General features: G+C 67.9%; 28 protein-coding genes, 1 tRNA gene and 3 pseudogenes. 19 read left to right on the forward strand and 13 right to left on the reverse strand.

From position 1 onward, the window contains the following. Nucleotides 1-96 precede the first annotated feature (96 nt). Nucleotides 97-1,182 (reverse strand): 3-deoxy-7-phosphoheptulonate synthase, encoded by a 1,086-nt coding sequence (locus OCL97_RS20390; RefSeq protein WP_377371558.1) that lies wholly within the window; start codon nt 1,180-1,182, stop codon nt 97-99. Nucleotides 1,183-1,393: 211 nt separating this feature from the next. Between OCL97_RS20390 and OCL97_RS20395 the strand changes: the two genes are divergently transcribed. Continuing rightward, nucleotides 1,394-2,296 carry an aminoglycoside phosphotransferase family protein gene (locus OCL97_RS20395; RefSeq protein WP_377371559.1) on the forward strand — a complete coding sequence of 301 codons (903 nt, stop codon included), beginning with the start codon at nt 1,394-1,396 and terminating at the stop codon, nt 2,294-2,296. 1 nt (nt 2,297) lies between these two features. Here OCL97_RS20395 and OCL97_RS20400 read toward each other — a convergent pair whose 3' ends face one another. Further along, a complete protein-coding gene (locus OCL97_RS20400) occupies nt 2,298-2,909 on the reverse strand; it encodes a pyridoxamine 5'-phosphate oxidase family protein (protein ID WP_377371560.1) in 612 nt (203 codons plus the stop codon). A gap of 93 nt (nt 2,910-3,002) precedes the next feature. Between OCL97_RS20400 and OCL97_RS20405 the strand changes: the two genes are divergently transcribed. Beyond that, nucleotides 3,003-3,881 (forward strand): LysR substrate-binding domain-containing protein, encoded by an 879-nt coding sequence (locus OCL97_RS20405; protein ID WP_377371561.1) that lies wholly within the window; start codon nt 3,003-3,005, stop codon nt 3,879-3,881. 77 nt (nt 3,882-3,958) lie between these two features. Further along, nucleotides 3,959-4,528, forward strand: coding sequence for a biliverdin-producing heme oxygenase (locus OCL97_RS20410; RefSeq protein WP_377371562.1), 570 nt, complete (start codon nt 3,959-3,961; stop codon nt 4,526-4,528). Between the two features lie 13 nt (nt 4,529-4,541). Here the strand turns inward: OCL97_RS20410 and OCL97_RS20415 are convergent, their stop codons facing one another. From OCL97_RS20415 to OCL97_RS20430, 4 genes are all read right to left on the reverse strand, one after another. Beyond that, nucleotides 4,542-5,507, reverse strand: coding sequence for an alpha/beta fold hydrolase (locus OCL97_RS20415; RefSeq protein ID WP_377371563.1), 966 nt, complete (start codon nt 5,505-5,507; stop codon nt 4,542-4,544). A gap of 120 nt (nt 5,508-5,627) precedes the next feature. Beyond that, nucleotides 5,628-5,957 (reverse strand): UrcA family protein, encoded by a 330-nt coding sequence (locus OCL97_RS20420; protein ID WP_377371564.1) that lies wholly within the window; start codon nt 5,955-5,957, stop codon nt 5,628-5,630. A gap of 273 nt (nt 5,958-6,230) precedes the next feature. Next, nucleotides 6,231-6,560 (reverse strand): UrcA family protein, encoded by a 330-nt coding sequence (locus tag OCL97_RS20425; RefSeq protein WP_377371565.1) that lies wholly within the window; start codon nt 6,558-6,560, stop codon nt 6,231-6,233. 206 nt (nt 6,561-6,766) lie between these two features. After that, nucleotides 6,767-7,435, reverse strand: coding sequence for a spermidine synthase (locus OCL97_RS20430; protein ID WP_377371566.1), 669 nt, complete (start codon nt 7,433-7,435; stop codon nt 6,767-6,769). A 163-nt stretch (nt 7,436-7,598) separates the two neighbouring features. On the opposite strand from OCL97_RS20430, the gene OCL97_RS20435 reads away from it, so the two are divergent. Continuing rightward, on the forward strand, nt 7,599-8,012 hold the full coding sequence (locus OCL97_RS20435) for a GNAT family N-acetyltransferase (protein WP_377371567.1): 414 nt from the start codon (nt 7,599-7,601) through the stop codon (nt 8,010-8,012). A 270-nt stretch (nt 8,013-8,282) separates the two neighbouring features. Here OCL97_RS20435 and OCL97_RS20440 read toward each other — a convergent pair whose 3' ends face one another. Next, nucleotides 8,283-8,663 carry a VOC family protein gene (locus tag OCL97_RS20440; RefSeq protein ID WP_304781336.1) on the reverse strand — a complete coding sequence of 127 codons (381 nt, stop codon included), beginning with the start codon at nt 8,661-8,663 and terminating at the stop codon, nt 8,283-8,285. 162 nt (nt 8,664-8,825) lie between these two features. Here OCL97_RS20440 and OCL97_RS20445 point away from each other — a divergent pair, with 162 nt between their 5' ends. Next, nucleotides 8,826-10,013 carry an alpha/beta fold hydrolase gene (locus OCL97_RS20445; protein WP_377371569.1) on the forward strand — a complete coding sequence of 396 codons (1,188 nt, stop codon included), beginning with the start codon at nt 8,826-8,828 and terminating at the stop codon, nt 10,011-10,013. 15 nt (nt 10,014-10,028) lie between these two features. On the opposite strand, the gene OCL97_RS20450 is transcribed toward OCL97_RS20445, so the two are convergent. Beyond that, on the reverse strand, nt 10,029-10,400 hold the full coding sequence (locus tag OCL97_RS20450; RefSeq protein WP_377371570.1) for a nuclear transport factor 2 family protein: 372 nt from the start codon (nt 10,398-10,400) through the stop codon (nt 10,029-10,031). Nucleotides 10,401-10,492: 92 nt separating this feature from the next. Between OCL97_RS20450 and OCL97_RS20455 the strand changes: the two are divergent. The 7 genes and pseudogenes from OCL97_RS20455 to OCL97_RS20485 form a co-directional block, all read left to right on the forward strand. Further along, nucleotides 10,493-10,558: pseudogene (locus OCL97_RS20455) on the forward strand (hypothetical protein); the annotation flags it as partial. A 54-nt stretch (nt 10,559-10,612) separates the two neighbouring features. Then, a complete protein-coding gene (locus tag OCL97_RS20460) occupies nt 10,613-10,762 on the forward strand; it encodes a hypothetical protein (RefSeq protein WP_305761132.1) in 150 nt (49 codons plus the stop codon). Between the two features lie 68 nt (nt 10,763-10,830). Continuing rightward, the gene (locus tag OCL97_RS20465; RefSeq protein ID WP_304781325.1) at nt 10,831-11,595 is read left to right on the forward strand and encodes an SDR family oxidoreductase; all 765 of its coding nucleotides are present in this window, start codon (nt 10,831-10,833) and stop codon (nt 11,593-11,595) included. 57 nt (nt 11,596-11,652) lie between these two features. Then, nucleotides 11,653-12,213 (forward strand): GNAT family N-acetyltransferase, encoded by a 561-nt coding sequence (locus tag OCL97_RS20470; RefSeq protein ID WP_377371571.1) that lies wholly within the window; start codon nt 11,653-11,655, stop codon nt 12,211-12,213. Nucleotides 12,214-12,365: 152 nt separating this feature from the next. Further along, nucleotides 12,366-13,367, forward strand: a pseudogene (locus OCL97_RS20475) (sensor histidine kinase); the annotation flags it as partial. Nucleotides 13,368-13,455: 88 nt separating this feature from the next. Beyond that, complete coding sequence (locus tag OCL97_RS20480; protein WP_377371572.1) at nt 13,456-13,887, forward strand: response regulator; 432 nt, start codon at nt 13,456-13,458, stop codon at nt 13,885-13,887. 139 nt (nt 13,888-14,026) lie between these two features. Further along, nucleotides 14,027-14,965, forward strand: coding sequence for an IS1595 family transposase (locus OCL97_RS20485; protein ID WP_377371573.1), 939 nt, complete (start codon nt 14,027-14,029; stop codon nt 14,963-14,965). Between the two features lie 242 nt (nt 14,966-15,207). Here OCL97_RS20485 and OCL97_RS20490 read toward each other — a convergent pair whose 3' ends face one another. Further along, nucleotides 15,208-15,864, reverse strand: a complete 657-nt coding sequence (locus tag OCL97_RS20490) for a DUF3800 domain-containing protein (protein ID WP_377371574.1) — start codon at nt 15,862-15,864, stop codon at nt 15,208-15,210. A gap of 18 nt (nt 15,865-15,882) precedes the next feature. Between OCL97_RS20490 and OCL97_RS20495 the strand changes: the two genes are divergently transcribed. Both OCL97_RS20495 and OCL97_RS20500 read left to right on the forward strand, forming a co-directional pair. After that, entirely contained in the window at nt 15,883-16,038 is a 156-nt protein-coding gene (locus tag OCL97_RS20495) for a hypothetical protein (RefSeq protein WP_377371575.1), read from the forward strand. Between the two features lie 44 nt (nt 16,039-16,082). After that, on the forward strand, nt 16,083-17,078 hold the full coding sequence (locus OCL97_RS20500) for a beta family protein (protein ID WP_377371576.1): 996 nt from the start codon (nt 16,083-16,085) through the stop codon (nt 17,076-17,078). Between the two features lie 18 nt (nt 17,079-17,096). Here the strand turns inward: OCL97_RS20500 and OCL97_RS20505 are convergent. Then, nucleotides 17,097-17,699, reverse strand: a pseudogene (locus OCL97_RS20505) (sce7726 family protein); the annotation flags it as partial. A gap of 397 nt (nt 17,700-18,096) precedes the next feature. Here OCL97_RS20505 and OCL97_RS20510 point away from each other — a divergent pair. From OCL97_RS20510 to OCL97_RS20520, 3 genes are all read left to right on the forward strand, one after another. Next, the gene (locus OCL97_RS20510) at nt 18,097-18,900 is read left to right on the forward strand and encodes an enoyl-CoA hydratase/isomerase family protein (RefSeq protein WP_377371577.1); all 804 of its coding nucleotides are present in this window, start codon (nt 18,097-18,099) and stop codon (nt 18,898-18,900) included. 121 nt (nt 18,901-19,021) lie between these two features. Further along, complete coding sequence (locus tag OCL97_RS20515; RefSeq protein ID WP_377371578.1) at nt 19,022-19,399, forward strand: VOC family protein; 378 nt, start codon at nt 19,022-19,024, stop codon at nt 19,397-19,399. Then, a complete protein-coding gene (locus OCL97_RS20520; RefSeq protein ID WP_377371579.1) occupies nt 19,396-20,151 on the forward strand; it encodes an AraC family transcriptional regulator in 756 nt (251 codons plus the stop codon). Before OCL97_RS20515 ends, OCL97_RS20520 begins: the two co-directional genes overlap by 4 nt. Nucleotides 20,152-20,249: 98 nt before the next feature. On the opposite strand, the gene OCL97_RS20525 is transcribed toward OCL97_RS20520, so the two are convergent. The 3 genes from OCL97_RS20525 to OCL97_RS20535 all read right to left on the reverse strand — a co-directional run bounded on the left by OCL97_RS20525 (nt 20,250) and on the right by OCL97_RS20535 (nt 24,764). Beyond that, complete coding sequence (locus OCL97_RS20525) at nt 20,250-21,422, reverse strand: aminotransferase (RefSeq protein ID WP_377371580.1); 1,173 nt, start codon at nt 21,420-21,422, stop codon at nt 20,250-20,252. Nucleotides 21,423-21,642: 220 nt separating this feature from the next. Then, complete coding sequence (gene typA, locus OCL97_RS20530) at nt 21,643-23,475, reverse strand: translational GTPase TypA (RefSeq protein WP_377371581.1); 1,833 nt, start codon at nt 23,473-23,475, stop codon at nt 21,643-21,645. A 383-nt stretch (nt 23,476-23,858) separates the two neighbouring features. Then, on the reverse strand, nt 23,859-24,764 hold the full coding sequence (locus OCL97_RS20535; protein WP_377371582.1) for an N-formylglutamate amidohydrolase: 906 nt from the start codon (nt 24,762-24,764) through the stop codon (nt 23,859-23,861). A 128-nt stretch (nt 24,765-24,892) separates the two neighbouring features. On the opposite strand from OCL97_RS20535, the gene cpdR reads away from it, so the two are divergent. Next, a complete protein-coding gene (gene cpdR / locus OCL97_RS20540) occupies nt 24,893-25,252 on the forward strand; it encodes a cell cycle two-component system response regulator CpdR (RefSeq protein ID WP_304781296.1) in 360 nt (119 codons plus the stop codon). Between the two features lie 73 nt (nt 25,253-25,325). Next, a tRNA-Val gene (locus OCL97_RS20545) sits at nt 25,326-25,400 on the forward strand. Nucleotides 25,401-26,441: the final 1,041 nt, after the last annotated feature.

Consider the following 26,441-nt stretch of genomic DNA (forward strand, 5'->3'; position numbering starts at 1 on the left):
AAGACCAAAATCAAGCGGGCCGGATGGGATGACGCCTTCCTCTTCTCAATGCTCGGTCATATGCGATAGCCCTGCCCATGAATGGGGGAGGAAAGATCAGGCCATCGCCCCTTCCCTCATCCCCGCCGCCGTCACCCGCCGCCGCGCCCGGACCCCCTCGGCCAGGCGCTCCAGCACCGCCACCGAGGTGTCCCAGTCGATGCAGCCGTCGGTGATGCTCTGGCCGTAGACCAGCGGCTGGCCGGCCACGAGGTCCTGGCGACCGGCCTCGATGTGGCTCTCCACCATCACGCCGACGATCCGGCGTTCGCCGGCCGCCAGTTGCCGGGCCACGTCGTCCATCACCCGGGGCTGGTTGGCGGGGTCCTTCGACGAATTGGCGTGGCTGGCGTCGATCATGATCGAGGGACGCAGGCCCGACGCCTCGATCACCGCGGCGGCCGCCGCCACGCTGGCGGTGTCATAGTTGGTCGTCGTCCCACCCCGCAGCACCACGTGGCAGTCCTCGTTGCCGGTGGTGGCGGCGATGGACGAGCGTCCGTCCTTGCTCACCGCCAGGAAATGGTGCGGCTGGCTGGCGGCCTTGCAGGCGTCCACGGCGATCTTCACATCGCCGCCGGTGCCGTTCTTGAACCCCACCGGGCAGGACAGTCCCGAGGCCATCTCGCGGTGGATCTGGCTCTCTGTGGTCCGCGCCCCGATCGCCCCCCAGCCCACCAGGTCGGCCAGGTACTGGGGCGTGATCACGTCCAGGAACTCCACCGCCGCCGGCAGCCCCATGTCGTTGATATCCAGCAGCAGGCCGCGCGCCAGGCGCAGGCCTTCATTGATGCGGAAGGTCCCGTCCAGATAGGGATCGTTGATCAGCCCCTTCCACCCGACCGTGGTCCGGGGCTTCTCGAAATAGACGCGCATCAGGATTTCCAGGTCGGCCCCGAACCGCTGGCGCTGCTTCAGCAGCCGGCCGGCATAGTCCATGGCGGCCTCCGGATCGTGGATGGAGCAGGGGCCGATCACCACCGCCAGCCGGTCGTCCTGGCCGTGCAGGATGGCGTGCAGGGCGCTGCGGGCGGCGGTCACTGTCGCGCTGGCGGCGGGCGTGCGGGCGAACTCGGCCATCACCTGCGAGGGCGGGCTGAGCTCGGTGAGGCTGGCGATGCGAAGGTCGTCGGTGCTGGACATGGGGATCTCCGGGTCGGGGAGGTCACCGTGGCGGGCATAAAAAAACCGCCAGGGTGACTGGCGGTGGGTGGGTGCTTGTCTAGGACGCTGTCACGTCAAGCCAAGTCCTTCCTCCGCCAGGGGCGTCGGAAAGCTAAAATACCAAGCTTGGGCGGCGGTGCGGGTCATGACAGAAACCGCGATACACCAGCTTTCTCACGGAGTCACCCCGGTGAACGCCCCGATCCGCAACCCCACCGTCGGCGTGCCCCCCGCTGAGGTGGAGATCGACGAGGCCCTGGTGCGCGCCCTGCTGACCGCCCAGCACCCTGACCTCGCTGACCTTCCGATCCGCCTCGTCGCCTCGGGATGGGACAACGACATGTTCCGGCTCGGCGACGACATGGCCGTGCGGATGCCGCGCCGCCTGGCCGGGGTCGAGCTGATCGAAAACGAGCAGCGGTGGCTGCCGACCCTGCCGCGCCTGCCCCTGCCGATCCCCGCGCCCCTTCGCCTCGGTGTCGCCAGCGAGGCTTATCCCTGGCCCTGGAGCGTCCTGCCCTGGATGCCCGGCGGCTCGGTTGATCGCGATCCCCTGAACGCAGACCAGGCGCCTGTGCTGGCCGGCTTCCTCAAGGCTCTGCACCAGCCGGCGCCTGGCGACGCGCCGCACAACCCTCATCGCGGCGTGCCCCTGGCCGAGCGTGTGGACTACCTCGCCCCGCGCCTGGCACGGCTGGCCGCCGAGACGAACCTCATCACCCCGCGCGTCCGCGCCGTCTGGGACCGCGCGCTCGCCACGCCCATCGACATCGAGCCGACCTGGCTGCATGGCGACCCCCACGCCCGCAACGTACTCTCCCAGGACGGCCGCCTCACCGCCGTCATCGACTGGGGCGACATGTGCCGCGGCGATCGCGCCACCGACCTCTCCAGTCTCTGGATGCTGCTGCCCGACCGCGAGTCCCGCCACGCCGCCATGGCCGCCTACGGCGCCAGCGACGCCACCTGGGCGCGGGCCGCGGGCTGGGCCGTGAACTACGCCGTGGTCCTCACCGACGCCGGCCGCGTCGACGATCCGCGCCTCCTGGCCATGGGGGAGAAGACCTTCGCCATGGTGGAGGCGGGGGACTAGGTCACCACAGGCTCGCCGCCGCCCGGGCGGGCCACTCGGCGTCATAGGCGTCCCCGCCCTGCGCGCCCTGACTCGCCGCGCTCAGCATCCGCCCGGCGCTCGGCAGCCGCGACACATCCACATGCCTGGCCGGGTTCCACAGGTCGGCCCGGATCACCGCCCGGGCGCACTGGAAGAACACCGTCTCGATGGTGATCACCATCACGCAGCGCGGCGGCTTGCCCGACCTGCGGAAGGCCTCCAGCAGATCCCGGTCCGTGCGCAGTTCCGCCCGGCCGTTCACCCGAAGGGTCGAGCCCGACCCCGGGATCAGGAACAGCAGGGCCACCCGGGGGTCGCGCACGATGTTGCGCAGGGAGTCGGCGCGGTTGTTGCCCCGCCGGTCGGGCATCAGCAGGGTCTTGTCGTCAGCGATCCGCACCACCTCGCCGGCGTCCCCACGCGGCGAGCAGTCCAGGCCCTCCGGCCCCACCGTGGCCAGGGCGGCGAAGGGCGAGGCGGCGATCACCACGCGGTATTCGGCGTTCAGCCGGTCCAGCTCCTTCAGGGTGGAGGCGGGGCCGGGCTGGCCGTAAAGAGCCTCCAGGTCTTCGATCGTCGTCAGGGCGGGCATGTGTGAGCTTTCATCACCGGGGCTTCACCATCTCCCAACCCAGGGGCCAATAAAATTGACTAGTCCGCGCTGATCAGTGAGGAATTCTCACAGATGCGCCAGCTTCCGCCCCTCTCGGCCCTGCGGGCCTTCGACGCCACGGCGCGCCTGGGGTCGGTGACCCGCGCCGCCGAGGAGCTTGGCCGCACCCACGGCGCGGTCAGCCGCCAGCTCCGCAGCCTGCAGGATCACCTGGGGGGGCCTCTGTTCGACAAGGCCGGCGCCGGTCTGCGCCTGAACGCGCAAGGGATCGCCCTCCAGCCCGTGGTGGCCGAGGCCCTCGACCGGCTGGAGCAGGGATGGCGCCGCGTGCGCGACGAGGCCCGCGGCCCTGGCGTCCATGTCGCCTGCAGCGCCACCTTCGCCACCCGCTGGCTGGCCCCGCGCCTGGCCGACTTCTACCGCGCCCATCCCCAGGTCCGGGTGCGCCTGTCCATGACCTCGGCCCGGGAGCTGCGTGACGAGGGCGCCGACCTGGTGATCGCCTGGGACTGGAAGGGCTTCCCCGCCGCCGACCAGGCCCGCGCCCTCCCGCTGGCCCCCGTCGCCTTCGGCCCGGTCTGCGCGCCGGGCTACCCGCTGGACGAGATCCTGGGGGCCGACGTGGCCGTCCCCTGCCGCATCGCCCACGACTTCACCTCCAGCGCCTGGGACCAGTGGTCGGCCGCCACCGGCCGCAGGATCACCGGCGCGCGCGAGCTCAGCTTCCCCCACACCCATCTCTGTATCGAGGCCGCGCTGGCGGGCCTGGGGGTCGCCCTGGTGGAGCGCCGGCTGATCGGCGCCGAACTGACCGACGGTCGCCTGCGCGCGCCCTGCGGATTTGCGGCCTTTGAGCAGGGGCTGGTGGCTATTCCCTCCGGAGACAGGTACCAGTCCGCCTCCGCCCACCTCTTCATCGATTGGCTGGGCGCAGCGCTGACCAGTGGTTGATCGTCGCCCCGGCGACGGGCAGCCGTTCGGGCCCTGCTAGTCCCAGCTTCGGGTGCGCTTACGCCACGGAAAATGACATGGTCGAAACTGTTCTGGGCCGGCTACGCGCCGCTACCGCCGACGCGCATCAGCGTCTGGAGACGCGGCTCGACATCGTGGAGCAGCTGACGGCGCCGGCCGCCCGGCGCCGTCTGGCGGAGCGTTTCCACGCCTGGCACGTCGGGTCGGAGTCGGCGATGGCGCCCCTGCTCTCCGATATCGTCGGCCTCGGCTATGCCGGGCGACGACGGTCGGTGGAACTCACCAGCGACCTGGCCGTGCTTGGGGGCCAGCCCCAGACCGGGCGCCGCATCCCCGCCCCCGCCAACAGCGCCGAAGCCATGGGCCGCCTCTATGTGCTGGAGGCCTTGACCCTGGGCGGCAAGGCCATCGCCCGCCAGGTCGCCGCCCGCGGCCTCAACATGAAGGGCCTGTCCTTCCTCGATCCCTATGGCGCGGAGGCCGGCGAGCGCTGGCGCAAGTTCGTGCTGATCGCCGAGCGTGAGGGCGCGGTCTCCGACAAGGCCTGCGAGGCCATGGTGCGCGGCGCGGTGGCGGGCTTCAGCCAGGCCGAGCGTTGGCTCTGCGAGCCGACCGTCGCGGCCTGACCGCCGCCCTGCCCTAGAGCCCCTTTAGCCAGGGGATCAGCCGGGCGTTCACCTCGTCCGGCCGCTCCTGCTGGGTCCAGTGGCCGCAGCCCTCCAGGATGTCGGCGCCGCGCAGGTCGGTCATCTCCTCGCCCATGATCTCCAGCAGGTTTCCCCGGCCCAGCATGGAGAGCACCAGGTCGCGCTCGCCGCCGATGAACAGGCTGGGCTGCTCGATCTTGCGGCCGGCGAACCTCGACAGATATTCGAAGTCCCGCTGGTGGTTGCGATAGCGGCTGACGGGGCCGAAGAACCCCGACCCCGCGAACTCGGCGGCGTAATAGTCCAGGTCGGCGTCGCTCAGCCAGGCGGGGAACGGATCGGGATCCACCAGGCCCTCCAGCAGGCTCTGGCCGTGGACCTTGTCGTTGGGCCAGGTCCCGTCCGGCGCGTCGCCGCTGATGGCGTAGTAGAACTTGCGGAGGCTCATCCGCGGATCGGCCTCCAGCTCGGCCTCCGGCGGCCCCACCTCCTGGAACCAGGCCTGGTAGAAGAACTTGCCGCGGCTGGTGAACACCTTGTCCACCAGGTCCATGAAGCTGGTCTTCGGAATCCCCGTATAGGGCACCGACAGCCCCGCCACCGCCCGCACCCGGTCGGGGCGGGTCAGCGCCGTGTTCCAGACGATCGGCGCCCCCCAGTCGTGACCCACCAGCACCGCCTTCTCGCCGGGGGTCAGCTGCTCCACCAGGGCCGCCACGTCGCCCACCAGGTGCTCCATGTCATAGGCGCTGACCTCGGCGGGCTTGCCCGACCCGCCATAGCCGCGCACGTCGATGGCGCAGGCGGTGAAGCCGGCCTGGGCGATCGGCCCCATCTGGTGACGCCAGCTGTACCAGCTCTCCGGAAACCCGTGCACCAGGACCACCAGCGGGCCCTGTCCCTCCATCGCCACCCGCAGCGAGACATCGGGCAGGTCGATCGTGCGGAACTGCGGCATGGGGTCCTCCTGGCCCCATGGTTAGGCCCATGACCACGCGTCCGCCAAACGCAAAAAAGCCCGCCGGGGAGGGCGGGCTTTCAGGCTTGAGGCCTCCTGGCTGGGGAGGAAGGAGGGGCCTCAGCGGGCGGCGAGTTCCGAGCGGCCGTAGGCGGCCACCTGGCTGCGCTGCGACTGGGTCAGGTTGTCCATGGCCTCGGCGCGGACCGCCTCGATGCAGCCCTGCGTCTTGACCATGCGGGTCCCGACGTCCAGGCGCTGGGCGGCGCACATGGTCTTGGCCACGCGGTCCAGGCGCTGTTCGAAAGCCGCGACGCCGACGGCGGTGGAGAGGTCGCCCACCTTCAGGTTCACCGGCGCGGCGTGGGCCGCGGTGGTCAGGGCGAGCATGGGGATGGCGGCCAGGGCGAGCGTGGCGGCGGCGGCGATCTTGGTGGTGAGCTTGGACATGGTGGCTTCCCTCTTAAGTCTCTGATGTGGTGGGCGGCGACACGCCGCCGATGACGGATGAGATAGACCCGCCGCTCGCCAATGTCCCGTGAAGTTCAAGTAATGACAGAGATTTAAGATCATTACGTAAAGTACATATTCGCCACACGCGTCACGTTACTTAACGGACGGTAACAGGTGGGATCGCAACGTAACCGCGCCCGAACGCAAAGAAGCCCGCCGGTGAGGGCGGGCTTCCAGGCTGGAGTCTCCCGACTGGGGAGGAAGGAGATCCTAGCGGGCGGCCAGTTGCGAGACGCCGCTGGCGGCGATCTGGCTGCGCTGGGCGGCGCTCAGCTTGTCGATGGCCTCGGCGCGCACCGCCTCGCGGCAGCCGCTGGTGTTGACCATCCGGGTCCCGACGCCCTGGGCCTGGGCTTCGCAGACATGGCCCGCCACCTTGTCGATGCGCTGCTCGAAGGCGGCGACGCCGGCGGCGGTGGAGAGGTCGCCGACGCTCACCGACAGCGGGGCGGCGTGGGCGGCGGTGGTCAGGGCCAGCATGGGAACGGCGGCCAGGGCCAGGGAGGCGACGGCGGAAACGGTGTGGGTCAGCTTGAACATGGGGTGGTCCCTCTAAGGTCTCGAATGTGGTTGGCCGCGTTGCGCCGCCGATGACTTCGAGATACGGGGATCGACTTCGTAAGTCTTGTGAATACCAGGTAATGACAGAGATTTAAGGACATTACAGCCCGTCCATACATGACGCGCGAGTAACAGTACTTAACGAACCCCTTCCTCCCCTGCGCAGCGGGGGAGGAAAGCCGATGTTACGGGCTCACCGCCAGCCAGATCACGTGCCGCGCGCCGCGCTTGCCGCCGCCGGCCCGCACCGGAACCACCTCGACGTCGAACCCCGCCGACTTCAGCCGCCGGGTGAAGGCCTCGCTGGGCCCCGACGACCACACCGCCAGCACCCCGCCGGGCGACAGGGCGCGCCGCGCCGCCGCCAGGCCCTCGCGGCTGTAGAGCCGGTCGTTCTCCTTGCGGCTCAGCCCCTCGGGGCCGTTGTCCACGTCCAGCAGGATGGCGTCATAGGCCTTGGCGCCGGCCGCGATCGCCCGGCTCACATCCCCCAGCACGACGCTGACGCGCGGGTCCTCCAGGCCGCCGGCCGAGAGGTGCGCCATCGGCCCGCGGGCCCAGTCCACCACCTTGGGGACCAGCTCGGCCACCACCAGCGACGCCTGCGGCCCGAGCGCCGCGAGCGCCGCGCGCAGGGTGAACCCCATGCCATAGCCGCCGATCAGCAGCCGCGCCGCCGGCCCCACCCGCGCGCAGACCAGGGTGGCCAGGGCCTCCTCCGATCCGCTCAGCCGGCTGTTCATCAGCTCGATGGCGCCGGCCATGATCGAATACTCGGCGCCCCGCCGCATCAGCCGCAGCTCGCCGCCCCCATCGGGGACGACCGCGGTGTCCAGGTGTTCCCAGGGGATCATGGCGTCTCTTTAGCGCGGCCGGACGTAACCTCGCCAGCCACCGCGCGAACTGATCTGATGAGACACCGAAGGGAGCCCGCCATGACCCGCCTGCTGCTGACCGCCGCCGCCCTCGCCCGCCAGGGCCGCGTCCTGGGCGGCAGGCTCGCCTTCCGCTAGCCCCATGGATATCCGCATCCTGGGCGCCGGCGACGAGGCCCTGCTGGTGGACGCCGTGACCCTCACCGACGAGGGGCCCATCAGCCACCAGGCCGCCACCCGCCACCTGGCCGATCCCGACCTGGTCAATGTGGTGGCGATCGAGGACGGCGTCGTCGCCGGCTTCATCTACGGCCACGTCCTGCGCCGGTTCGAGGCCGTGAGCCTGTTCATCTACTCGGTGGACGTGGACGAGGCCTTCCAGCGCCGAGGCCTGGCCAAGGCCATGCTGGCGCGCTTACGCGACCTTGGCGCCACCGGCCGCTGGGACGAGATGTTCGTCTTCACCAACGCTTCCAACACCCCGGCCATGGCCCTCTACGCCAGCGCCGGCGGCCACCGCCCCAACCCCGACGACGTCATGTTCGACTTCGACTAAGAACCGCTCATCCCGGCGACCCGAAGGGCGGCGCGAAGCAGTCAAGGCCGGGACCCAGATTCGCCTCGGGCCTTCGATCAGGATCTCCGTTCGTGTGGTTCGTGGTTCCAATTCTTCCACCTACGCCGCCGCGAAGGCCCGCCAGATTATCCACGAACCACACGAACCACACGAACGGATCAATTCCAGGCCGGCGGGATGAACCTGGGTTCCGGCCTTCGCCCGGATGAGCGGAGGGGGCGCCGTCGTGCCCCGCCCCGCTCGGAGCGCCTACCCCCGCGGCATCCGGTACAGCCCGCAGATCTTGTTGCCGTCCGGATCGCGCAGATAGGCCAGGTACAGCCCCGAACCCTCGCGCTCGCCGGGCGGCTCCTCGATGGCCGTGCCGCCATTGGCCACGCCCGCCGCATGCCAGGCGTCGGCCTGTTCGGGCGACTCACAGGCGAACCCGATGGTCCCGCCGTTGGGCGCCGAGGCCGGCTCCCCGTCGATCGGCTTGGTCACCGAGAACACCCCGGTCTTGGTGCGGTAGAACACGCGGCGCCCGCCATCGATATTCCCCGCCGGCACCCCCAGCGTCCCCAGCACCGCGTCATAGAAGGTCTTGGCCCGCTCGACGTCGTTGGTCCCGATCATGATGTGCGAAAACATTGGCGCTCTCCCTTTGCTGTTGTCCCGCTTCATAGGGGGCCTTGGCTCCTGTTTCCAGCGCCCGCGCAGCCTCCCGACCGTGGCGCGATCTGCGATCTATCTGACATTTTCGCCAGACCCGCCGTCCCCTAGCTTGCATCTGGATCTCAAGGAGAGACGCACATGGAATATCTGGTGGGCGCGGGCCTCGGCCTGGCGGTGGGGGCCTTTGCGACCGTTGTGGGCTTCGACCGTGGACGGGCCTTCTATCCGGTCGTCCTGGTGGTGATCGCCTCCTACTACGACCTCTTCGCCGTCCTGGGGGGCTCCATGCCGGCCCTCGGGATCGAGACCCTGGGCCTAGTCGCCTTCGCGGCGGTGGCGGTGCTGGGCTTCCGCACCAATCTCTGGTGGGTCGTGGCGGCCCTGGCCGCCCACGGGATACAGGACCTGTTCCACGCGAGCCTGGTGGACAATCCCGGCGTCCCGCCCTGGTGGCCGGCCTTCTGCATGACCTTCGACCTTGCCGCCGCCGCCTGGCTGGCCGCGCGCCTGATCCGCGGCCGTCGCGTGTCGAGCCCTGGCCACGGGGTCTTCGCCGCCGCCCTGGCCGCCGGCGCCCTGTTCGGGACCAGCGCCAGCGCCGCGCCCCCCGCGTCCGTCGCCCAGGCCGACGGCCATGCGGTCGCCTACCAGGTCCAGGGCCAGGGCCGTCCGGTCCTGGTGCTGATCTCCGGCCTCGGCGACGGCATGGCCTCGTTCCGCGACGTCGCCCCGGACCTCGCCGCCCACGCCACCGTCATCCTCTATGACCGCGCCGGCTACGGCGGCAGCGGCGCGCCGGCCGGCCCCCGCGACGCCGCGGCCGTGGCCCGCGAGCTCGAGGCCCTGCTGGCGGCCTCCGGCGTGCCCGGCCCCTATATCCTGGCCGGCCATTCCATCGGTGGTCTCTATGCGGAGTATTTCGCCGCCCATCACCCGGACGCCGTCGCCGGCCTGATCCTGGAGGAGTCCCGCCCCGCCGGTTTCACCGCCCGCTGCCGGGCCGCGGGCCTGTCCATGTGCGTCGCCACCCCGGCCATGATGACCTTCGCCCCAAAGGGCGCCCAGGCCGAGGTCGCCGCCCTGGAGGCCACCGTCGCCCAGGTGGACGCCCTGGCGCCGGCGACCGGCAAGCCGGTCCTGGTGCTGTCGCGCGCTCCGGGGCCCAAGCCGTTCGACAGCCTCTGGACCCAGGCCCAGTCCGACCTCGCCGCCCGCTATCCCGGCGCCCTCCACCGCACCGCCCCGGCCGGCGGCCACTATGTCCACCGCGACCAGCGGGCCTGGTTCGTGGGCGAGGTCACCGCCTTCCTGGCGACGGTTCGGTAAGCCGAGGCGGCGGCCTCAGGCCTTCAGGGCGCCGACATAGGTCCCCATGTCGAAATAGTCCCGCCAGACCGCGATCTTGCCGTCCCGCATCTCGAACACCCCGCAACAGGGCAGGTCCACCGGCTTGCCCGCCACCACCGTCCGGTCGATCCGTTCGGCGATCACGACGTCCCCGTTGGAGACCAGGTTCAGCACCTCCCACTGCGTGCTGCTCCAGTCCTTGAGGAAGGCTGCGATAAACCCGGTCAGGGCCGCGCGCCCGCTCACCGGCCGGGTCGGCATGTTGTGATAGGTCCCGTCCTCGGTGAAGAACTGGACCAGTTCCTCGGCGTCCAACCGCGACCAGGCGGCGATGAAGTCGGTGATGATCTGCTCGTTGCGGGTCATGGGGGTCTCCGTGAGGGGGCGTTCGAGAAGCCCGCACCCTATCTCGCTTTTCCGCCCCCGTTTACGGGGGAGGAAAGGTTCATCCCACCCGTCATCCCGGCCGTAGCGCAGCGGAGAGCCGGGACCCAGGGGCCACAGGCTCCGCCTTGTCTGCCCTACCGCGGTATTCCTTCGGGAAGCCCCACACGCCGCGCCGCCGACGAGAAGCCGCCATGCCAGGGAACAGGAAGACGCCCATCGGGACGGACCCCGATGACGCGCCCGAACTCACCGACGACGTCTTCACCCGGTCGGCGCTGAAGGACGGCGACCGCCTCCTGCGCCCCGCCCAGGGAACCCTGACCAGGCGCACCCACCCTTGACGCAACGTCGCCCCATCCCGCAAATGCCAGCCCATAAAACCAAACATCTGTTTTAGGGAGATGCGCTCATGGGTGAGCTGTTTGATCTGACCGGCAAGGTCGCCATCATCACCGGGTCCTCGCGCGGGATCGGCAAGGCCATCGCCGAGCGCATGGCCGAGCACGGCGCCAAGGTGGTGATCTCCTCGCGCAAGGCCGGACCCTGCGACGAGGTGGCCGCGGCCATCAACGCAAAGCATCCGGGCGCGGCCATCGCCATCCCCGCCAGCATCTCCTCGAAGGAAGACCTTCAGCGCCTGGTGGACGAGACCACCAAGCAGCTGGGCCGCATCGACATCGTGGTCTGCAACGCCGCGTCCAACCCCTTCTTCGGCCCGATGTCGAAGATCACCGACGACGCCTTCCGCAAGGTGCTGGACAACAACATCATCGCCAACAACTGGCTGATCCAGATGGCCGCCCCGCAGATGCGCGAGCGCCGCGACGGGGCGGTGATCATCATCTCGTCCATCGGCGGCCTGCGCGGCTCCACCGGCATCGGCGCCTACAACATCTCCAAGGCCGCCGACTTCCAGCTGGCCCGCAACCTCGCCCAAGAGTTTGGTCCCGACAACATCCGGGTCAACTGCATCGCGCCGGGCCTGGTGAAGACCGACTTCGCCAAGGCCCTGTGGGACACGCCCGAGGCCGAGAAGCGCTCCAGCGCCGGCAACCCCCTGCGCCGCCTGGGCGAGCCCGACGACATCGCCGGCGCCGCGGTCTTCCTGGCGTCGAAGGCCGCCTCCTGGATGACCGGCCAGGCCGTGGTCGTCGACGGCGGGTCCACCTGCTGACCCTACCGGGCGCGCTCCACCCAACAACCGTCATCCCCGGGCTTGTCCCGGGGACCCATGATCTCCGTCTCCGCCCAGATCGCGCCAACGGCGCCGCCGCGCGCAAGCTTCGCCACGGCGATCATGGGTGGCCGGGACAAGCCCGGCCATGACGGGCAGGGAACGGAGGAGGGTTTGTTGAATTTCACCTTCCACCCGGCCTCCGCGTCCGACCTCGAAACCCTGGTCGCCCTGCGGGTCGCCGCCCTGCGCGAAAGCCTGGAGCGGGTCGGCCGCTTTACGCCGGAGCGGGCGCGGGCCCGTTTCATCGAGAGCTTCCGCCCCGAGCATACGCGGCTGATCCGGGTCGGCCCGGCCCTGGCCGGCTGCGTCGCCTTCGGCCCGCGCGAAGACGCGTGGGAAATCGAGCACTTCTACCTCGACCCCGCGTTCCAGGGCGCCGGCCTGGGCGGGGCGGTGATGAGCGCCCTGCTGGCGGAGGCCGACGCGGCGGGCCACGCCGTCACCCTGACGGTCCTGGAGCTGAGCCACGCCAATCGCTTCTACGCCCGTTTCGGCTTCGCGGAGACCGGCCGCGAGGGGGTGGACATCTTCCGCAGCCGGCCGGCGCGCCCCTGACCCGCTCCCTCCGGTAGGCGCGAAGTGATGCAACACATCCCGAGCTAGAGTGTGTCATCCGACAGACTTCGTCCGTCATCGGGCAGAAAGTGTGTAATCTAGCTGGGTAAGGCTCTCGTCTCGCGAGCCTCCAGTCGTTTTGAAGGGCGCTCATGGCGGCCCAAAGCCCGCACTACACCGAGGAGGCCGCGCTCAGCCTCACCCTGGCCGTCGTCGCGGCGTCCCAGGCTCCGCTGCTGCTGCTGGACGGGCATCTCAACATCGTCGCCGCCAGCCAGTCCTTCGGCCGGGTGTTCGAGATCGATGTCGAGAGGGCGGTGGGCAGCCCTCTCTCTGGCCTCGGCGCGGGAGAGTGGGAGACGCCGCGCCTGCGCGCCCTGCTGGACGCCACGGCGGCGGGGGACGCCCCGGTCGACGCCTTTGAACTGGATCTCGTGCGGCCCGGCCGTTCGCCCCGTCATCTGCTGATCCACGCCCAGCGGCTGGTCTATCTCGACCTGGAGAACCGGCGCCTGCTGATGTCGGTGACCGACACCACTCAGGTCCTGGCCAACCAGAAGCTCAAGGACGACGCCCTGGCCGAAAACCTGGTCCTGCTGTCGGAGGTGCGCCACCGGGTGGCCAACAGCCTGCAGATCATCGCCAGCGTCCTGCTGCAGAACGCCCGCAGGACCCAGTCGGACGAGACCCGCGCCCACCTCAAGGACGCCCATAACCGGGTGATGTCCGTGGCCGCCCTGGAGCGCCAGCTCAGTGAGTCGGCCGCCGAGACCGTCCAGCTCCAGACCTACTTCATCTCCCTGTGCGACAACATCGCCGCCTCCATGATCGCCGACCCGGAGAGGATTTCCCTGAGGGTCACCGGCGAGGGCGGCATGGTGGCGGCGCGCACCTCCGTCAGCCTGGGCCTCATCATCACCGAACTGGTGATCAACGCCCTCAAGCACGCCTTCCCGGACGATCGGGGGGGCACAATCGTCGTGGACTGCCAGGTGCGCGGACCCAACTGGACCCTTTCGGTCACCGATGACGGAGCCGGCGTTGCGGCCCAGCCCAGCCAGGGCCGCACTGGCCTGGGGACCAGCATCGTCCAGGCCCTCGCCCGGCAGCTGGAGGCGGTGGTGGAGATCAAGTCCGCCCACCCCGGAACCTCGGTCACTGTCACCCATACCCAGGTCGCCCTGGTGCAAGCCTACCCGCCGACGGACAAGCCGCCGCGAGCCTTTGAAGGAGGCCCCGCCCATGGAAACGCCGCACACCCTGTTGATCGTCGAGGACGAGATCCTGACGGCCATCTCGCTCAAGAGCGGGCTGGAGGACGCGGGCTATCAGGTCATGGACCTCACCAGCCGCCCCGGCGAGGCGATGGCCGCGGCCCGGGAGTGCAACCCCGACCTCGCCCTGGTGAACATCAAGCTCTACGGCCGCAATGACGGCATCGCGCTCGCCGTCGAACTCAAGGCCATCGGCGTGCCGGTGGTGTTCATCAGTGGCCAGCCCCGCCGCGCCACCGCCGCCCGCTCGGTGGCGGTGGGCTCGCTGGCCAAACCCTACAGCGTCGACGACATGGTGCAGGCCGTCGCCTACCTCCTGGCCCGCCTGGCCGGCGACGCCTCCCTGCCTTGCCCCAAGGATCTCGAAGTCTTCGACGAGGACCTCCCCGAGGTGGCCTAGAGCATGTTCCGATAAGTGGGAACCGGTTATCGGATCGAAACATGCTCTAACTTTTTGAATTAGAGCCCTTTTTATGGCGACTATATACTTTGCAAACCCGATGATCTGAGCTACAAGATTCCTACAAGGAATCAAGCTCATGTCCGTTCTCGCCCGCCCCTACTTCCACGACGAACAAGCCGCTTTCGACCTGGTGGAAGCCACCATCTGGCCGAACGGCCCGGTGTGCCCCAAGTGCGGCGGTTTCGAGCGCATCACGGCCATCAAGCCGAACCCTGAGAAGCGCGTCCGCTTCGGCCTCAAGAAGTGCGGTCAGTGCAAGAGCCAGTTCACGGTTCGCATGGGCACGATCTTCGAGGAGTCCAAGCTGCCCCTGACGAAGTGGCTGCAAGCGATCTTCCTCATGACGGCGAGCAAGAAGGGCGTGAGCAGCCACCAGCTGCACCGCACGCTGGAGATCACCTACAAGACGGCGTGGTTCCTGAGCCATCGCATTCGCGAGGCCATGCGCTCGGGTGAGCTTGCCCCGTTCGGTTCTGACGGCGGCGTGGTCGAGGTGGATGAAACCTTCATCGGCATCCGCAAGGGCGTGACCCCCAAGCAGGGCATCGGCCACAAGATGAAGGTTCTGAGCCTCCTAGAGCGCAACACCGGCGCCAAGCGTTCGATGGTTCTGGACGACATGAAGCCCGCCACCATCGCCGCCCTGGTGAGCGCCAACGTCGCCCACGAAGCCCACCTGATGACCGATCAGGCCGACCACTACGTTCGAGTCGGCAAGACCTTCGCCGCTCACGAGTCCACCAACCACAGCAAGGGCGAGTACGTCCGGTACTCCACACCCGTCATCCACACCAACACCATCGAAGGCTCGTTCAGCATCTTCAAGCGCGGCATGAAGGGCGTCTATCAGCACTGCGGCGAGCAACACCTGCACCGCTATCTGGCTGAGTTCGACTTCCGCTATTCGAACCGGGCGGCCCTGGGTGTGGATGACACCGCCCGCGCCATGACGGCGCTGCAAGGTGTGGTCGGCAAGCGGCTCACCTACCGAGGGGGAACTGACACGGCCCACTGAGCCGAAACCCAAAAAGCGACGCCGCCGCATAAGGTCGCGGTGGCGGACTAAGCCCCATCGGTGACGCAAGGCGTCGCCGATGAATACACTGAATGATATCAACGGTCTAAGACCGTTGGGAGCTAATTGGCTGAATCCCTTGACATATTTCGGGTTTTTGCCTATCTTGGCATTAACCCTTGCTCAGTGAAGATGCTCTTGGGTAGCACCTCTCGCGAGAGATAGCTGAGATAGCGGGTTGCCTAGTAATAGAATACCTTGCCGGGGCTCCAGAGGTTATACTCGGAGCCCCGCTGTCGTTTGATCAGGTCGTATGACCTCAGATCGTCCCGCTCCCATTTCTTTTGCACGGCCCAAGCGCAGTAGTCCGCAACCCACAACAGGGGGTCTTTGCAGGACTCGTGGAAAGCGACCTCCCAGCGCTCTCGGGCCGCCAACTGCTGGACCGGCTCGTTTACGCCCGCCTTGAAGGCGGCCCTGGTCTTCTTCTCGCCAAGCGCCGCAGACGTAATTAGCATCTTGTCGCAGTCCGCTAGGTAGCGGCGCCCCACGTGCTTGAAGTGGTAGTACCAAGCATATCGATAGAAGGTCGGGTGATCGGTGCGGGTCTGAGGCTGGGCTTTCCGCTTTTCCAGGATTGTGGCGTCCCAGCGAAAGTCTTCCTTGGAAATCGCGTCGAAGACGACGTTCCGAACCTCCTGTAGATCCGTAGTCGCGTGCAGCTTGTCGCGGTCAGGGTCGCCATTCAGCGCGAGTTCCCGCCGAATGCTCAGCAGGCGGTCAGAGACCGTCCAATTGTTCGACGCCACGGTCACGAGGATAAAAAACCGACTTGCGCCCGGCTTGTCCTTGAAGGTGAAGCAGCCGGCCTCATCGGCGAATATGAACTTGTTGGCCATGCATGATATATTCGCGGAATGAGCGACGAAGCTAGACCGCAACTCGACAAGTTCCGCGACCTCGCCCGCGAGCTAGAGGCCGACGAAGACCCCGCGCACTTCGAGGAAACCTTGAAAAAGATCGCGACGAAAGAATCGACACGCAGCAAGTCAGAAGATTCGACTCGCGAGTGACGAGCGGTCACACTCCCTTTGGTTGAACCCTGGGGAGGGGCATCATGGTCTATCGCTACGTTCCGCTTTTGCGCGCCAAGGCCGGAGAAGCTAATGCGCTTTTCAGCCTGACGCCTGCCGCGAAAGACCGGATGTTTCCGATCTTACATTTGGCGACGAGCGTCACTGCTACGTTTATCGCCCGCGTGGGGGCAGCTTGGACGGGCCGACGCCTTGGCCTCGATGGGTTGTTTAATTTCGACGCCACGGGATCGGGAGCGGACTTGCAGACGACCTACAACGGCCTGACTGCACTGGGCGTTACGGTCGTTCCTTGTGTCGAGTATGGCGCACCCGCTGGGTACATGCAGGTGGTCGGCGCCCTTGCTCAGGCGGCAGGCAACGGCTTGGTGGTAAAGGTTAGGCTTGGACACCTACAGGCCGTCGTTGGCTGGCTCGCAGGAGGCGGCTGGCAGCCTCAGAATGTCGATCTTGTGGTGGTCGCTGGCCACATTGCTGAGTTTGGGCCTGGGGTGCTGGACCAACTCGTGTTGCACTCGATGCAAAACCTGCCGCAAGCCCAGGATTGGCGCTCGGTAACGCTAGCTGGTTCTGCGGCGCCAAAGGATATGAGTAACCTGGGTCTGGGCCTAAATCTGGTGCCCCGACTCGATTGGCAGCTTTGGCAGGCGACCCACGCGCAGGTGGGGTACCAACTCGACTATGGCGATTACGGAATTGCCCACCCGGACATGACTGAGCCGCCGCCCTACGTGATGGGCAACGCCACTGTCAGCGTCAGATACACGGTCGCCAACGAATGGCTCGTGATCAAGGGCCGTCCGGTGTCTGGCAACAACGGCATACAGATGCCAGTCCAGTATCTCGGCCACGCCCAAACCCTTTCCGGGCACGCGGCGTTCGGCGGCCTAGTCGGTTGTTGGGGTGATGGCAGGATTCAGCAGATTGTAGCCAACACCGGCACTCCAGGGAGCCGCCAGACCTGGGTCGAGATCGGGGCCAACCGGCACCTCACCTTGGTGGCCGACCGGCTTCCCTAACCACCCTTCGCGCCTTTTCAACGCCGCTCGCACCAAGTCGGATAGGTCGTGGAAGGGCAGCTCGGTCGCCAGCCGTTCATGCAATAGCCCCGCTGCCTTTGATCGCCAGCCGTCCGCCAAATCGAACCGCTCCAACGCTTCCAACGCCTCGCTGCGCCACAGGAGCCGCGCGACTAAGAGGGGATCGGGCTTAGGGTTCGGTTTAGCCTCTCTGACGTGGTCCAACCGCACCGCGCCTTTTGATGTCGTTGCGACGATCACGCCCCACCAGCGCGGCACAATCCTGCGCGCCTTCCCAGCATGTCTCGACCCCACCACTAGGCAAACCTTGTCGAACACCCGGCTATAAAGTTCTGCTTGGGCGGGGAGCCGTTCCAGCGTGTCGCGGTCGCTCTTCAACTCATATCCGGTGATCTGACCGTTGATAACGGCGACGTCGATCCGAACAGATCCAGACCAGATGCCCATTTCCTCAACGATTTTAGTATCGACGTCTCCGGCGTGCTCGACCGCGAGCATTTCTCGCACCGCCGCCCTGACGTCCGCGTCACGCATTGTCCATGCTTCCCTCGTCCGGTTCTCGGACGCTTGAGCAAGGGTCGTACCACCAGCCGCCTTCATCGGGCTAGGCCCGACCGACTGGTTTGCAAAGTATATAATCGCCCTTTTTATCCCTTTGGACGATTCCGTCTAAAGGGAAAGGGCTCTAGGGGTCGACAGACGGGTGGGGAAGGGCTGATCCTGTTCCCCGCTCATTGCGGTGGAGGGACCCCATCACCCAACCCTCTCCCCCCGGGGGAAGAGGCGAGCTTGACGGCGGACCTCCAGCTACCACCTCCTCTCTCCCTCTTGCGGGGGAGAGGGCAGGGTGAGGGGGCCGTCGAACCGGTCAAGCCTGACCGCGCGTGAGGACAAGGCGTCGCGCGCCGGCCATATCGGCTGATCGCCCCCTCCGCCCTCCCATCCTTGCGCCCCTCACCCGCGCGAGCGATCCTCAGCCCAAAAGGGGAGAGCCGCCATGGATCCATTCGCCCACGCCTGGGACCACCTGACCGTCCGCCGCGCCGGCGCGGTGGCGGAGGTGGCCCTGAACCGGCCCGCCGCCCGCAACGCGCTCAACACCGCCCTGATGGAGGAACTCGCCGCCTTCGCGCGGTCGGTGCGGCGGCGCCCCGACCTCACCGCCGTCATCCTCACCGGGGCGGCGACCTACTTCTCCGCCGGCGCCGACCTAGCCGCCCAGGGGGAGCGCACCCGTCCGACCCTGCTGGAGACCCGCGAGGCGGTGATGGCCGGCCCCGACATGTGCGAGGCCTGGGAGGCCATCGAGGCGGTGACGATCGTGGCCATCGAGGGCTTCTGCATCGGCGGCGGCTGCGCCCTGGCCGTGGCCTGCGACTTCCGCATCATGGGCCAGGGCGCCTATCTGCGGCTGCCGGAGGTTCCCCTGGGCATAAACATGAGTTGGCGCAGCCTGCCGCGCATCACCGCCCTGGTGGGGCCGGCCCGGGCCAAGCGCTTCGTGATGTTCGGCGAGGCGACGGACGCTCAGGTCTGCCTGGACTGGGGGTTTTGCGACGAGGTGGCGGCGGCCGGTGGGGCCCTGGCCGCGGCCCGCACCTGGGCCGCCAGGCTCGCCGCCCTGCCGCCCCTGCCGGTGCGCATGACCAAGGAGGCCGTCAACGCCGCCGTCGCCGGGGGCGCCCACGCCGCCACCTTCATGGACCGCGACCAGTACCTGCTCACCAGCCGCTCGGCCGACTTCCGCGAGGGCGTCACCGCCTTCTTCGAGAAACGCCCGGGTCGCTTCCAGGGGGATTGAGGGGGACGTCGTCGGGCCCGGTGAAGACCGACTTGGCGCGTCTGCGACATATCTCGTCATAATCGCGCAAGCGCGCCACGCCATTCGGAGTCATCCTCTCCCAACAACCAGGGAGAGCCCCATGACCGCCACGCTCCGCCATTTCGCCATCAACGCCGACGACGTGCCCCGCGCCAAACGCTTCTACGAGGCGGTCTTCGGCTGGACCTTCACCCCCTGGGGACCGCCGAACTTCTACCAGACCCGGGATGTGGGCGAGGGGCTCATAGGCGCCCTGCAGGGTCGCCGCGAACTCAGCCCCGGGGTGAAGACCAACGCCCTGGAGACCACCTTCGGGGTCGAAGACCTCGCCGCCACCCTGGCCGCCGTCGAGGCCGCCGGCTGCAGGGTCCTCATGCCCCGCGTCCGCATCGAGGGGGTCGGCGACCTGATCTATTTCGAAGACCCTGAGGGCAACATCATCGGCGCCATGCAGTACGACGCCGAGCGCGCGACGTGAGCGGCGACGGCTTCCTGGTCCGGTCCCTGGCCTCCACCTATCCCGACGGCATGGTCATCGCCGACCACGACCATCCCTGGGGCCAGCTGGTCTATGGGCGCACCGGGGTGATGCGGGTGACGACGCAGGGGCGCGCCTGGCTGGCGCCGGCCACCCGCGCCGTCTGGCTGCCGCCCCGGCGCCCCCATTCCATCCGCATGGCTGGGGCCGTGGCCATGCGCACCCTCTACATCGCCCCGCAGATCGCCGGGCCCTTGCCCGCCGAGGCCTGTGTCCTGGAGGTGGGGCCGCTGCTGCGCGAACTGGTGCTGCACATCCTGAGCCTGGGCATGCTGGATCCCGCGGTCGCGCCCCATGGGCGGCTGGCCGGGGTGCTGATCGACCTGATCGCGGCCGCCCCGCGCGAGGACCTGGCCCTGCCCCTGCCCCTGGACCCCCGCGCCCTGGCCCTGGCCGAGCAGGTCCAGGCCGCGCCCGACGACCGCGGCGACCTCACCCATCTGGCGCGGGCCGCCGGCGCCTCCCTGCGAACCCTGCAGCGCATCTTCCCGCGCGAGACCGGCCTCTCCCTGGAGGCCTGGCGGCAGAAGGCCCGGATGATCCACGCGGTCGCCGCCCTGTGCGCCGGAAGCTCGGTGACGGGGGCGGCCCTGGACTGTGGCTATGACAGCCCCTCGGCCTTCATCACCGCCTTCCGCCGGCAGTTCGGCGTCACCCCAGGGCGATACAGACCCTCACATGTCGGCCAATGATGGTTGGCCAGGATCGCCGCAAACCCAGGCCCCGTAAGGCATGGTGGGGAAGGCGCGCGAAAGTCGTTTTCTTCCATCCGCGGCCACCAACATGTTGGCTAGGTGGCGGCCTTCCGCGACAGCTCCCGCGCCCTGGCCAGCCGCTCGATCCCCCCGTCCAGGGTCGCGTCCCCCTTCGAGAAGCAGAGCCGCAGGATGCTGGTCACCGGGTCGGCCTCGTACAGCGCCGAGACCGGGATGGCCGCGACGCCGGCCTCCTTGACCGCCCGCAGCGCGAAGGCCCGGTCGGGCTCGCTGACCCCCGAGGCGGCCAGGTCGACATTGAGGAAGTAGGTCCCCTGGCTGGCCAGCACCTTGAACCCCTCCCGGGTCAGGCCCTCGCCCAGCCGGTCCCGCGACCGCGCAAGCCCGGCCGGCATGGCGGTGAACCAGTCGCCCGGCTCGTCCAGCCCGAAGGCCACCGCGGCCTGCAGGCTGGGGGGCGTGGTGAAGGTCAGGAACTGATGGGCGCGGGCCAGGGCGTGGGTCAGCTCGGGGGCGGCGCAGAGGAAGCCCACCTTCCAGCCGGTCAGGCCGAACATCTTCCCGGCCGACCCGATCTTCACCGTCCGGCCGCGCATATTCGGCAGCGACATCAAGGGGATGTGGGCGGCGCGATCGAACACCACCTGCTCCCAGACCTCGTCGCAGATGGCCGTCACGTCATGGGCCACGCAGAACTCCGCCAGCAGCTCCAGGTCCTCCCGAGGCAGCACGACGCCGGCCGGATTGATCGGGTTGTTCAGCACCACGAAGCGGGTCTTGTCGGTGAAGGCGGCCGCCAGCATGGCCCGGTCGAACCGCCAGTGCGGCGGCTCCAGCCGCACCAGTCTCGGCACGCCGCCGGCCCTGCGGATCAGCGGCAGATAGGCGTCATAGACCGGCTGGAACACCACCACCTCGTCGCCCGGCTCGACCAGGGCCAGGAAGGCCGCGGCCAGGGCCTCGGTGGCGCCGGAGGTGACGGTGACCTCGGTCTTCCAGTCCAGGTCCAGGCCCTGCGAGCGGCCGTAGTGCCCGGCCACCGCCTCGCGCAGCTGTGGCAGGCCGGCCATGGGCGGGTACTGGTTGTAGCCGTTGAGCACCTCGTCTGCCGCCTTCTGGCGGATCGCCAGGGGGCCGGGGTCGTCGGGGAAACCCTGGCCCAGGTTGATGGCGCCCAGCTCCCGGGCCAGGCCCGACATCTCCTCGAACACGGTGGTCGGAAGGTTGGCGTAGACGGGATGGGCCATGGCGCGCTCCTGAGCGGGGAATGTGCCTAGCACAGCTTCCGCGCCAAGATGCCAGCCATGCTGATCACGGCCTTCGAACCCACCACGCAGAGGCCTGGAAACGGCTCAACGAGGCCTGGATCCGCCCGCGGTCTACCGCGCCGCCGGCTTCGTGCAACCGCCGCCCCGGCCGACCCCCTATGCGAGGGCCGACGTTTTCATGGAGCTGCCGCTCTAGGGACTATTCTTCCTTGGCGCGGCGCTTGCGGAGGCTGGGGTTCAGCACCTGCTTGCGCAGGCGGATCGACTTGGGCGTCACCTCGACCAGCTCGTCTTCCTCGATATAGGCGATGGCCTGCTCGAGGGTCATCCGGCGCGGCGGGGTGAGGCGCACAGCCTCGTCCTTGCCGGATGCGCGGATGTTGTTGAGCGCCTTGGCCTTCATCGGGTTGACGTCCAGGTCGTCGGCGCGCGAGTTCTCCCCGATGATCATGCCCTGGTAGGTCTTTTCGCCGCCGCCCACGAACATGAAGCCGCGGTCCTCCAGGTTCCACAAGGCGAAGTCCGTCGTCTCGCCGTCGGAGTTGGAGACCAGCACGCCCTTGCGGCCCGCGTCGATGGCGCCCTTGTAGGGCTCGTAGTGGCTGAACACGCGGTTCAGCACGCCCGAGCCGCGGGTGTCGGTGAGGAACTCGCCCTGATAGCCGATCAGCGAGCGTGACGGCGACATGAGGCTGATGCGGGTCTTGCCAGCGCCCGACGGCCCCATGTCCTTCAGTTCGGCCTTCCGGGCCGAAAGCTTTTCGATGACGATGCCGGTGAACTCGTCGTCGACGTCGATCATGACGTCTTCGATCGGCTCCAGGCGATCGCCCGTCTCCGGGTCGACTTGGAACACCACGCGGGGACGGCTGATCGACAGTTCGAAGCCCTCGCGTCGCATGCTCTCGATCAGCACGCCCAGCTGCAGCTCGCCACGGCCGGCGACCTCGTAGGCATCCTTGTCGGAGGTCTCAGTCACCCGGATGGCGACGTTGGACTGGGCTTCTTTCAGCAGGCGCGCGGCGATCACGCGGCTCTGCACCTTGTCGCCTTCGCGGCCGGCCAGCGGGCTGTTGTTCACCGAGACGGTCATGGAGATGGTGGGCGGGTCGATCGGCTGGGCCGGGAGGGCTTCGGTGACCTCCATGGCGCACAGGGTGTCGGCCACGGTGGCTTTCGACAGGCCGGCGATGGCGACGATGTCGCCGGCCTCGGCGTCCTCGATGGGCTGGCGCTTCAGGCCGCGGAAGGCCAGCACCTTGGTGATACGGCCGCGCTCGACTTCCTTGCCGTCCAGCGACAGGGCGTGGATCGCCATGCCGGGCGTGGCCTTGCCCGACTGGATGCGGCCGGTCAGCAGGCGGCCGAGGAAGGGGTCGTTCTCGATCAGCACCGACAGGATCTGGAAGGGCTTATCCTTGTTTTCGACCACCTTGGGCTCGGGCACGTGGCGCACGATCAGGTCGAACAGGGGGGCCAGGTTGTCGTTGGGCTTGGCCATGTCGAGAGTCGCCCAGCCGTTCTTGCCCGACGCGTAGATGTGCGGGAAATCCAGCTGCTCGTCCGTCGCGCCCATGGCGGCGAACAGGTCGAAGGCGTCGTTCAGGATGCGGTCGGGATCGGCGTGGGGCCGGTCGACCTTGTTGAGGCAGAGGATGGGCTTCAGGCCCATCTTCAGCGCCTTGCCCAGGACGAACTTGGTCTGGGGCATGACGCCCTCCTCGGCGTCCACCAGGATGACGCAGCCGTCCACCATGCCGAGGATCCGCTCGACCTCGCCGCCGAAGTCGGCGTGGCCGGGGGTGTCGATGATGTTGATGCGAGTTTCGCCCGCTTCGCCGTTCCACAGCACGCTGGTGCACTTGGCCAGGATGGTGATCCCGCGCTCGCGCTCCTGGTCATTGGAGTCCATGGCGCGCTCGACCGTCGCCTCATTGGCGCGGAAGACGCCAGACTGGGCGAGCAGTTGGTCGACGAGCGTGGTCTTGCCGTGGTCGACGTGGGCGATGATGGCGATGTTGCGGAGCGACATTTAAATTCTTATCTCGGGAAGGGCGCGCGGCTTGTAAGCGAGCGCGGGGGCTTTCACCAGCGCAATCTCGTCGCGGGCGTGGACCATATGGTTGTGTCGTTGTGCGATGCAGCATGTCCTATACCGCACATTGTCGAAATTCATATCATTGAAAGTTAACGACAATTTCATTGTGCGACAAAAAAACTTACGACTTCAACGCATTCGACCTTGAAGTTTTGTGCGCCGCACTGTACTTGTAATCCTGTGAGGCGGCCCTGTCGCCTCTGCCCTTCCTGGGCGTTTCCTCCCTAATGAACTGCCGGGCCTTCGGGTCCGGCTTTTTTTTGGCCTGACGCCCGGGCGGCGTAGGCGTGGGAAGAAACGGCGCCCCCGGGGCCTGTCTAGGCGGTCTTCAACCCGCTCCAGTCGGCTCCCGCCAGCATGGCGGTGAGCTGCTGCAGATCGCGCTTCAACTTGGCGAAGCCCTCGGTGGTCTCAAGGCGCGCCTCATCCAGATAGAGCCCCCGGCTGATCTCGATCTGCAAGGCGTGTGTTCGCCTCGCCGGGCGGCCGTAGTGCTCGGTGGTGTAGCCGCCAGCATAGGGCGCGTTGCGGGCGACGCGGTAACCCAGCGCCTCCAGCTCCCGCTCCACTCTCTGAGTCACGATGGGCGCGCAGGCCGCCCCGAAGCGGTCCCCCAGCACCATGTCGCAGGCGCCCCCACCGGACCGGGCCGCCGCGGCCGGCATGGAATGCCAGTCCACCAGGATCGCGAAGCCGTGCGCGGCGTGCGCCTCTCCCAGCAAGCGGGCGAGGGCGGCGTGATAAGGGGCGTGGGCAAGCTCAATGCGGCCGCGCGCCTCGGCGAAGGTCAGCTTGCGGGCGTAGATCTCCTGACCTTCCGACACCACCCGGGCGATGGCTCCCAGGCCAGCCGCCACGCGCGCCGACCGGCCGCGGGCGAATTCCGGCAACTCGTCTGCGAACATGCCGGGGTCGAGTTCAAAGGCCTCGCGGTTGACATCCATATATGCGCGCGCGAGGCGTGCGGCGATGACCGTGGCGCCCAGGCTGGGGCTGGCCTCGATCAGTTCGTCGACGAAGGCGTCCTCGGACCGACGGATGGCGACGGCGTCCAGCGCCGTGGCGGCCATCATGTCGGCGGGATAGAGGCGGCCGGAATGAGGGGAGGCGAAGACCAGGGGGGTGGGCGCCGGCTGACCGTCGAGACCCGCGCGCCAGATGTCGAAGGAGGGCGCGGGCGTGGGCGCGGCGGCGTCGGCGACAAGGGGCTCAAAGGCGGTCATCGGCTTTCATATGACGGCGCGCGCCGTGAGCGGTCAAACGATCAGCGCGGCGCGCCAGGATGGTTCATCGCGAGTTTACATCTGGCCCACTATGGTGTGCGCTTCTGAACCCTTCGCGCGGAACACCCATGCCCCGGATTCTCTTGGCCGAAGATGACGATTCCCTGCGTGGCTTCCTCAGCCGCGCCCTGGAACGTGCGGGCTATGACGTAACCGCCTGCGCCGACGGCGAAGAGGCTGCTGCGGTTCTCGACCAGGATTGGGATCTGCTGCTCACCGACATCGTCATGCCGGGCATGGACGGTATCGAGGTGGCCCGCCTGGCGGCCGCCAGGCATCCTGGCCTGCGCATCATGTTCATAACCGGCTTCGCCGCCGTCGCTCTCGCCGCCGGCGAGAGCGCCCCCCCCGGCGCCAAGGTGCTGTCCAAGCCCATTCACCTGCGGGAGATCGTCACCGAGGTCGAGCGCATGATGGCGGCCGCCTAAAGCCGCGCTTGCGCCGGAAACGGTGCTCCATTATACCGCCGCCTCCGCTCCCGAAAGGGAGACCTGACGGTCTGGACGTGTAGCTCAGCGGGAGAGCACCTCGTTGACATCGAGGGGGTCACAGGTTCAATCCCTGTCACGTCCACCATCCGTTTCCCACCACCACCTTCCTTCGCGTCCCGAGGCCGGGCGCTTCGCCAGCTGTGACAGGTGCGGCGAGACAGGTCGCCCAAACCAAGCGGCTGCGGTGCTTGCTCACGCGATTGCGCTTTGGCCACGACGGCAGCGGCTCGGGTGCTGGATCAGGGCGGCCTCCTGCGATTCCTCAACAAGGAGCGCCGCACCCGGGCGAACACGCCTAGGCGGCAAGCCATCTCGACCGTGGCCCGGCGGGGAGCGTGGGTGAACGCCTCCTTCAGCGGCCCCGGCGCGCCCATCGTGGAGACGGCGGAGGACGCCTTCGCCGCGGCGGCCAAGCCAAGTCTCGGCTACTTTCTCACCCGACTTCGGGTTGCTCGCGGACCGGCCACGCTCGGAGACGGTCCGTCGGGCCAGGCGGCGAGGGTCACGCAAGCAGGTCGTCACCTGACGTGGCGTCAGCCCGCTTTCCGCCGCGAAGCCTTTTTCCGAAAAGTGCGGCGGTGTTGCAACAGTGCCTTTTTTGGCCCTTCCGCCACCTCCCGACCGACCGGTCGGTTTTTTCGAAGGACCGGCACGATCCGAACAGTGGTATATAAAATTGGCCCCCAGAAAACACCTGCAAAACCAAACCGATACCCGCCTGGATGGCGAGACCTGAAAGTTTTCCTGTTGCCGGTATGTATAGGCGCGAGATATTTGTCAGTTATGTCAAAAGCTTAGCGGCTGACGCTGCCCGTTTCGAACGGGAAACAATCCAAACCTGCTCTGGCGCTCGCGGCCGAGACAACCGATGATCGCGCCACTCTACGGCCGCTTAGCCTCCAGGCATTTCTAACTGGGGACAGGCCGTTGGAGGGGGAAAGGAAACATTGATGTCAAAAAGCAGTTATTTCTGCGGTGGTTCGATTCTGGCCGTGGCCCTGACGATGGGACTCGCCGGGACCGCCGCTGCACAGGACGACTCCGCCACGGTTGAAGAAGTGGTGGTCACCGGCTCGTTCATCGCCGGTACGCCTGAGGACGCGGCCCTGCCGGTCGACGTGATCGG

The sequence above is a fragment of the Phenylobacterium ferrooxidans genome (genome assembly GCF_042714595.1).
In the GTDB taxonomy this organism is placed as follows: Bacteria; Pseudomonadota; Alphaproteobacteria; order Caulobacterales; family Caulobacteraceae; genus Phenylobacterium; species Phenylobacterium ferrooxidans.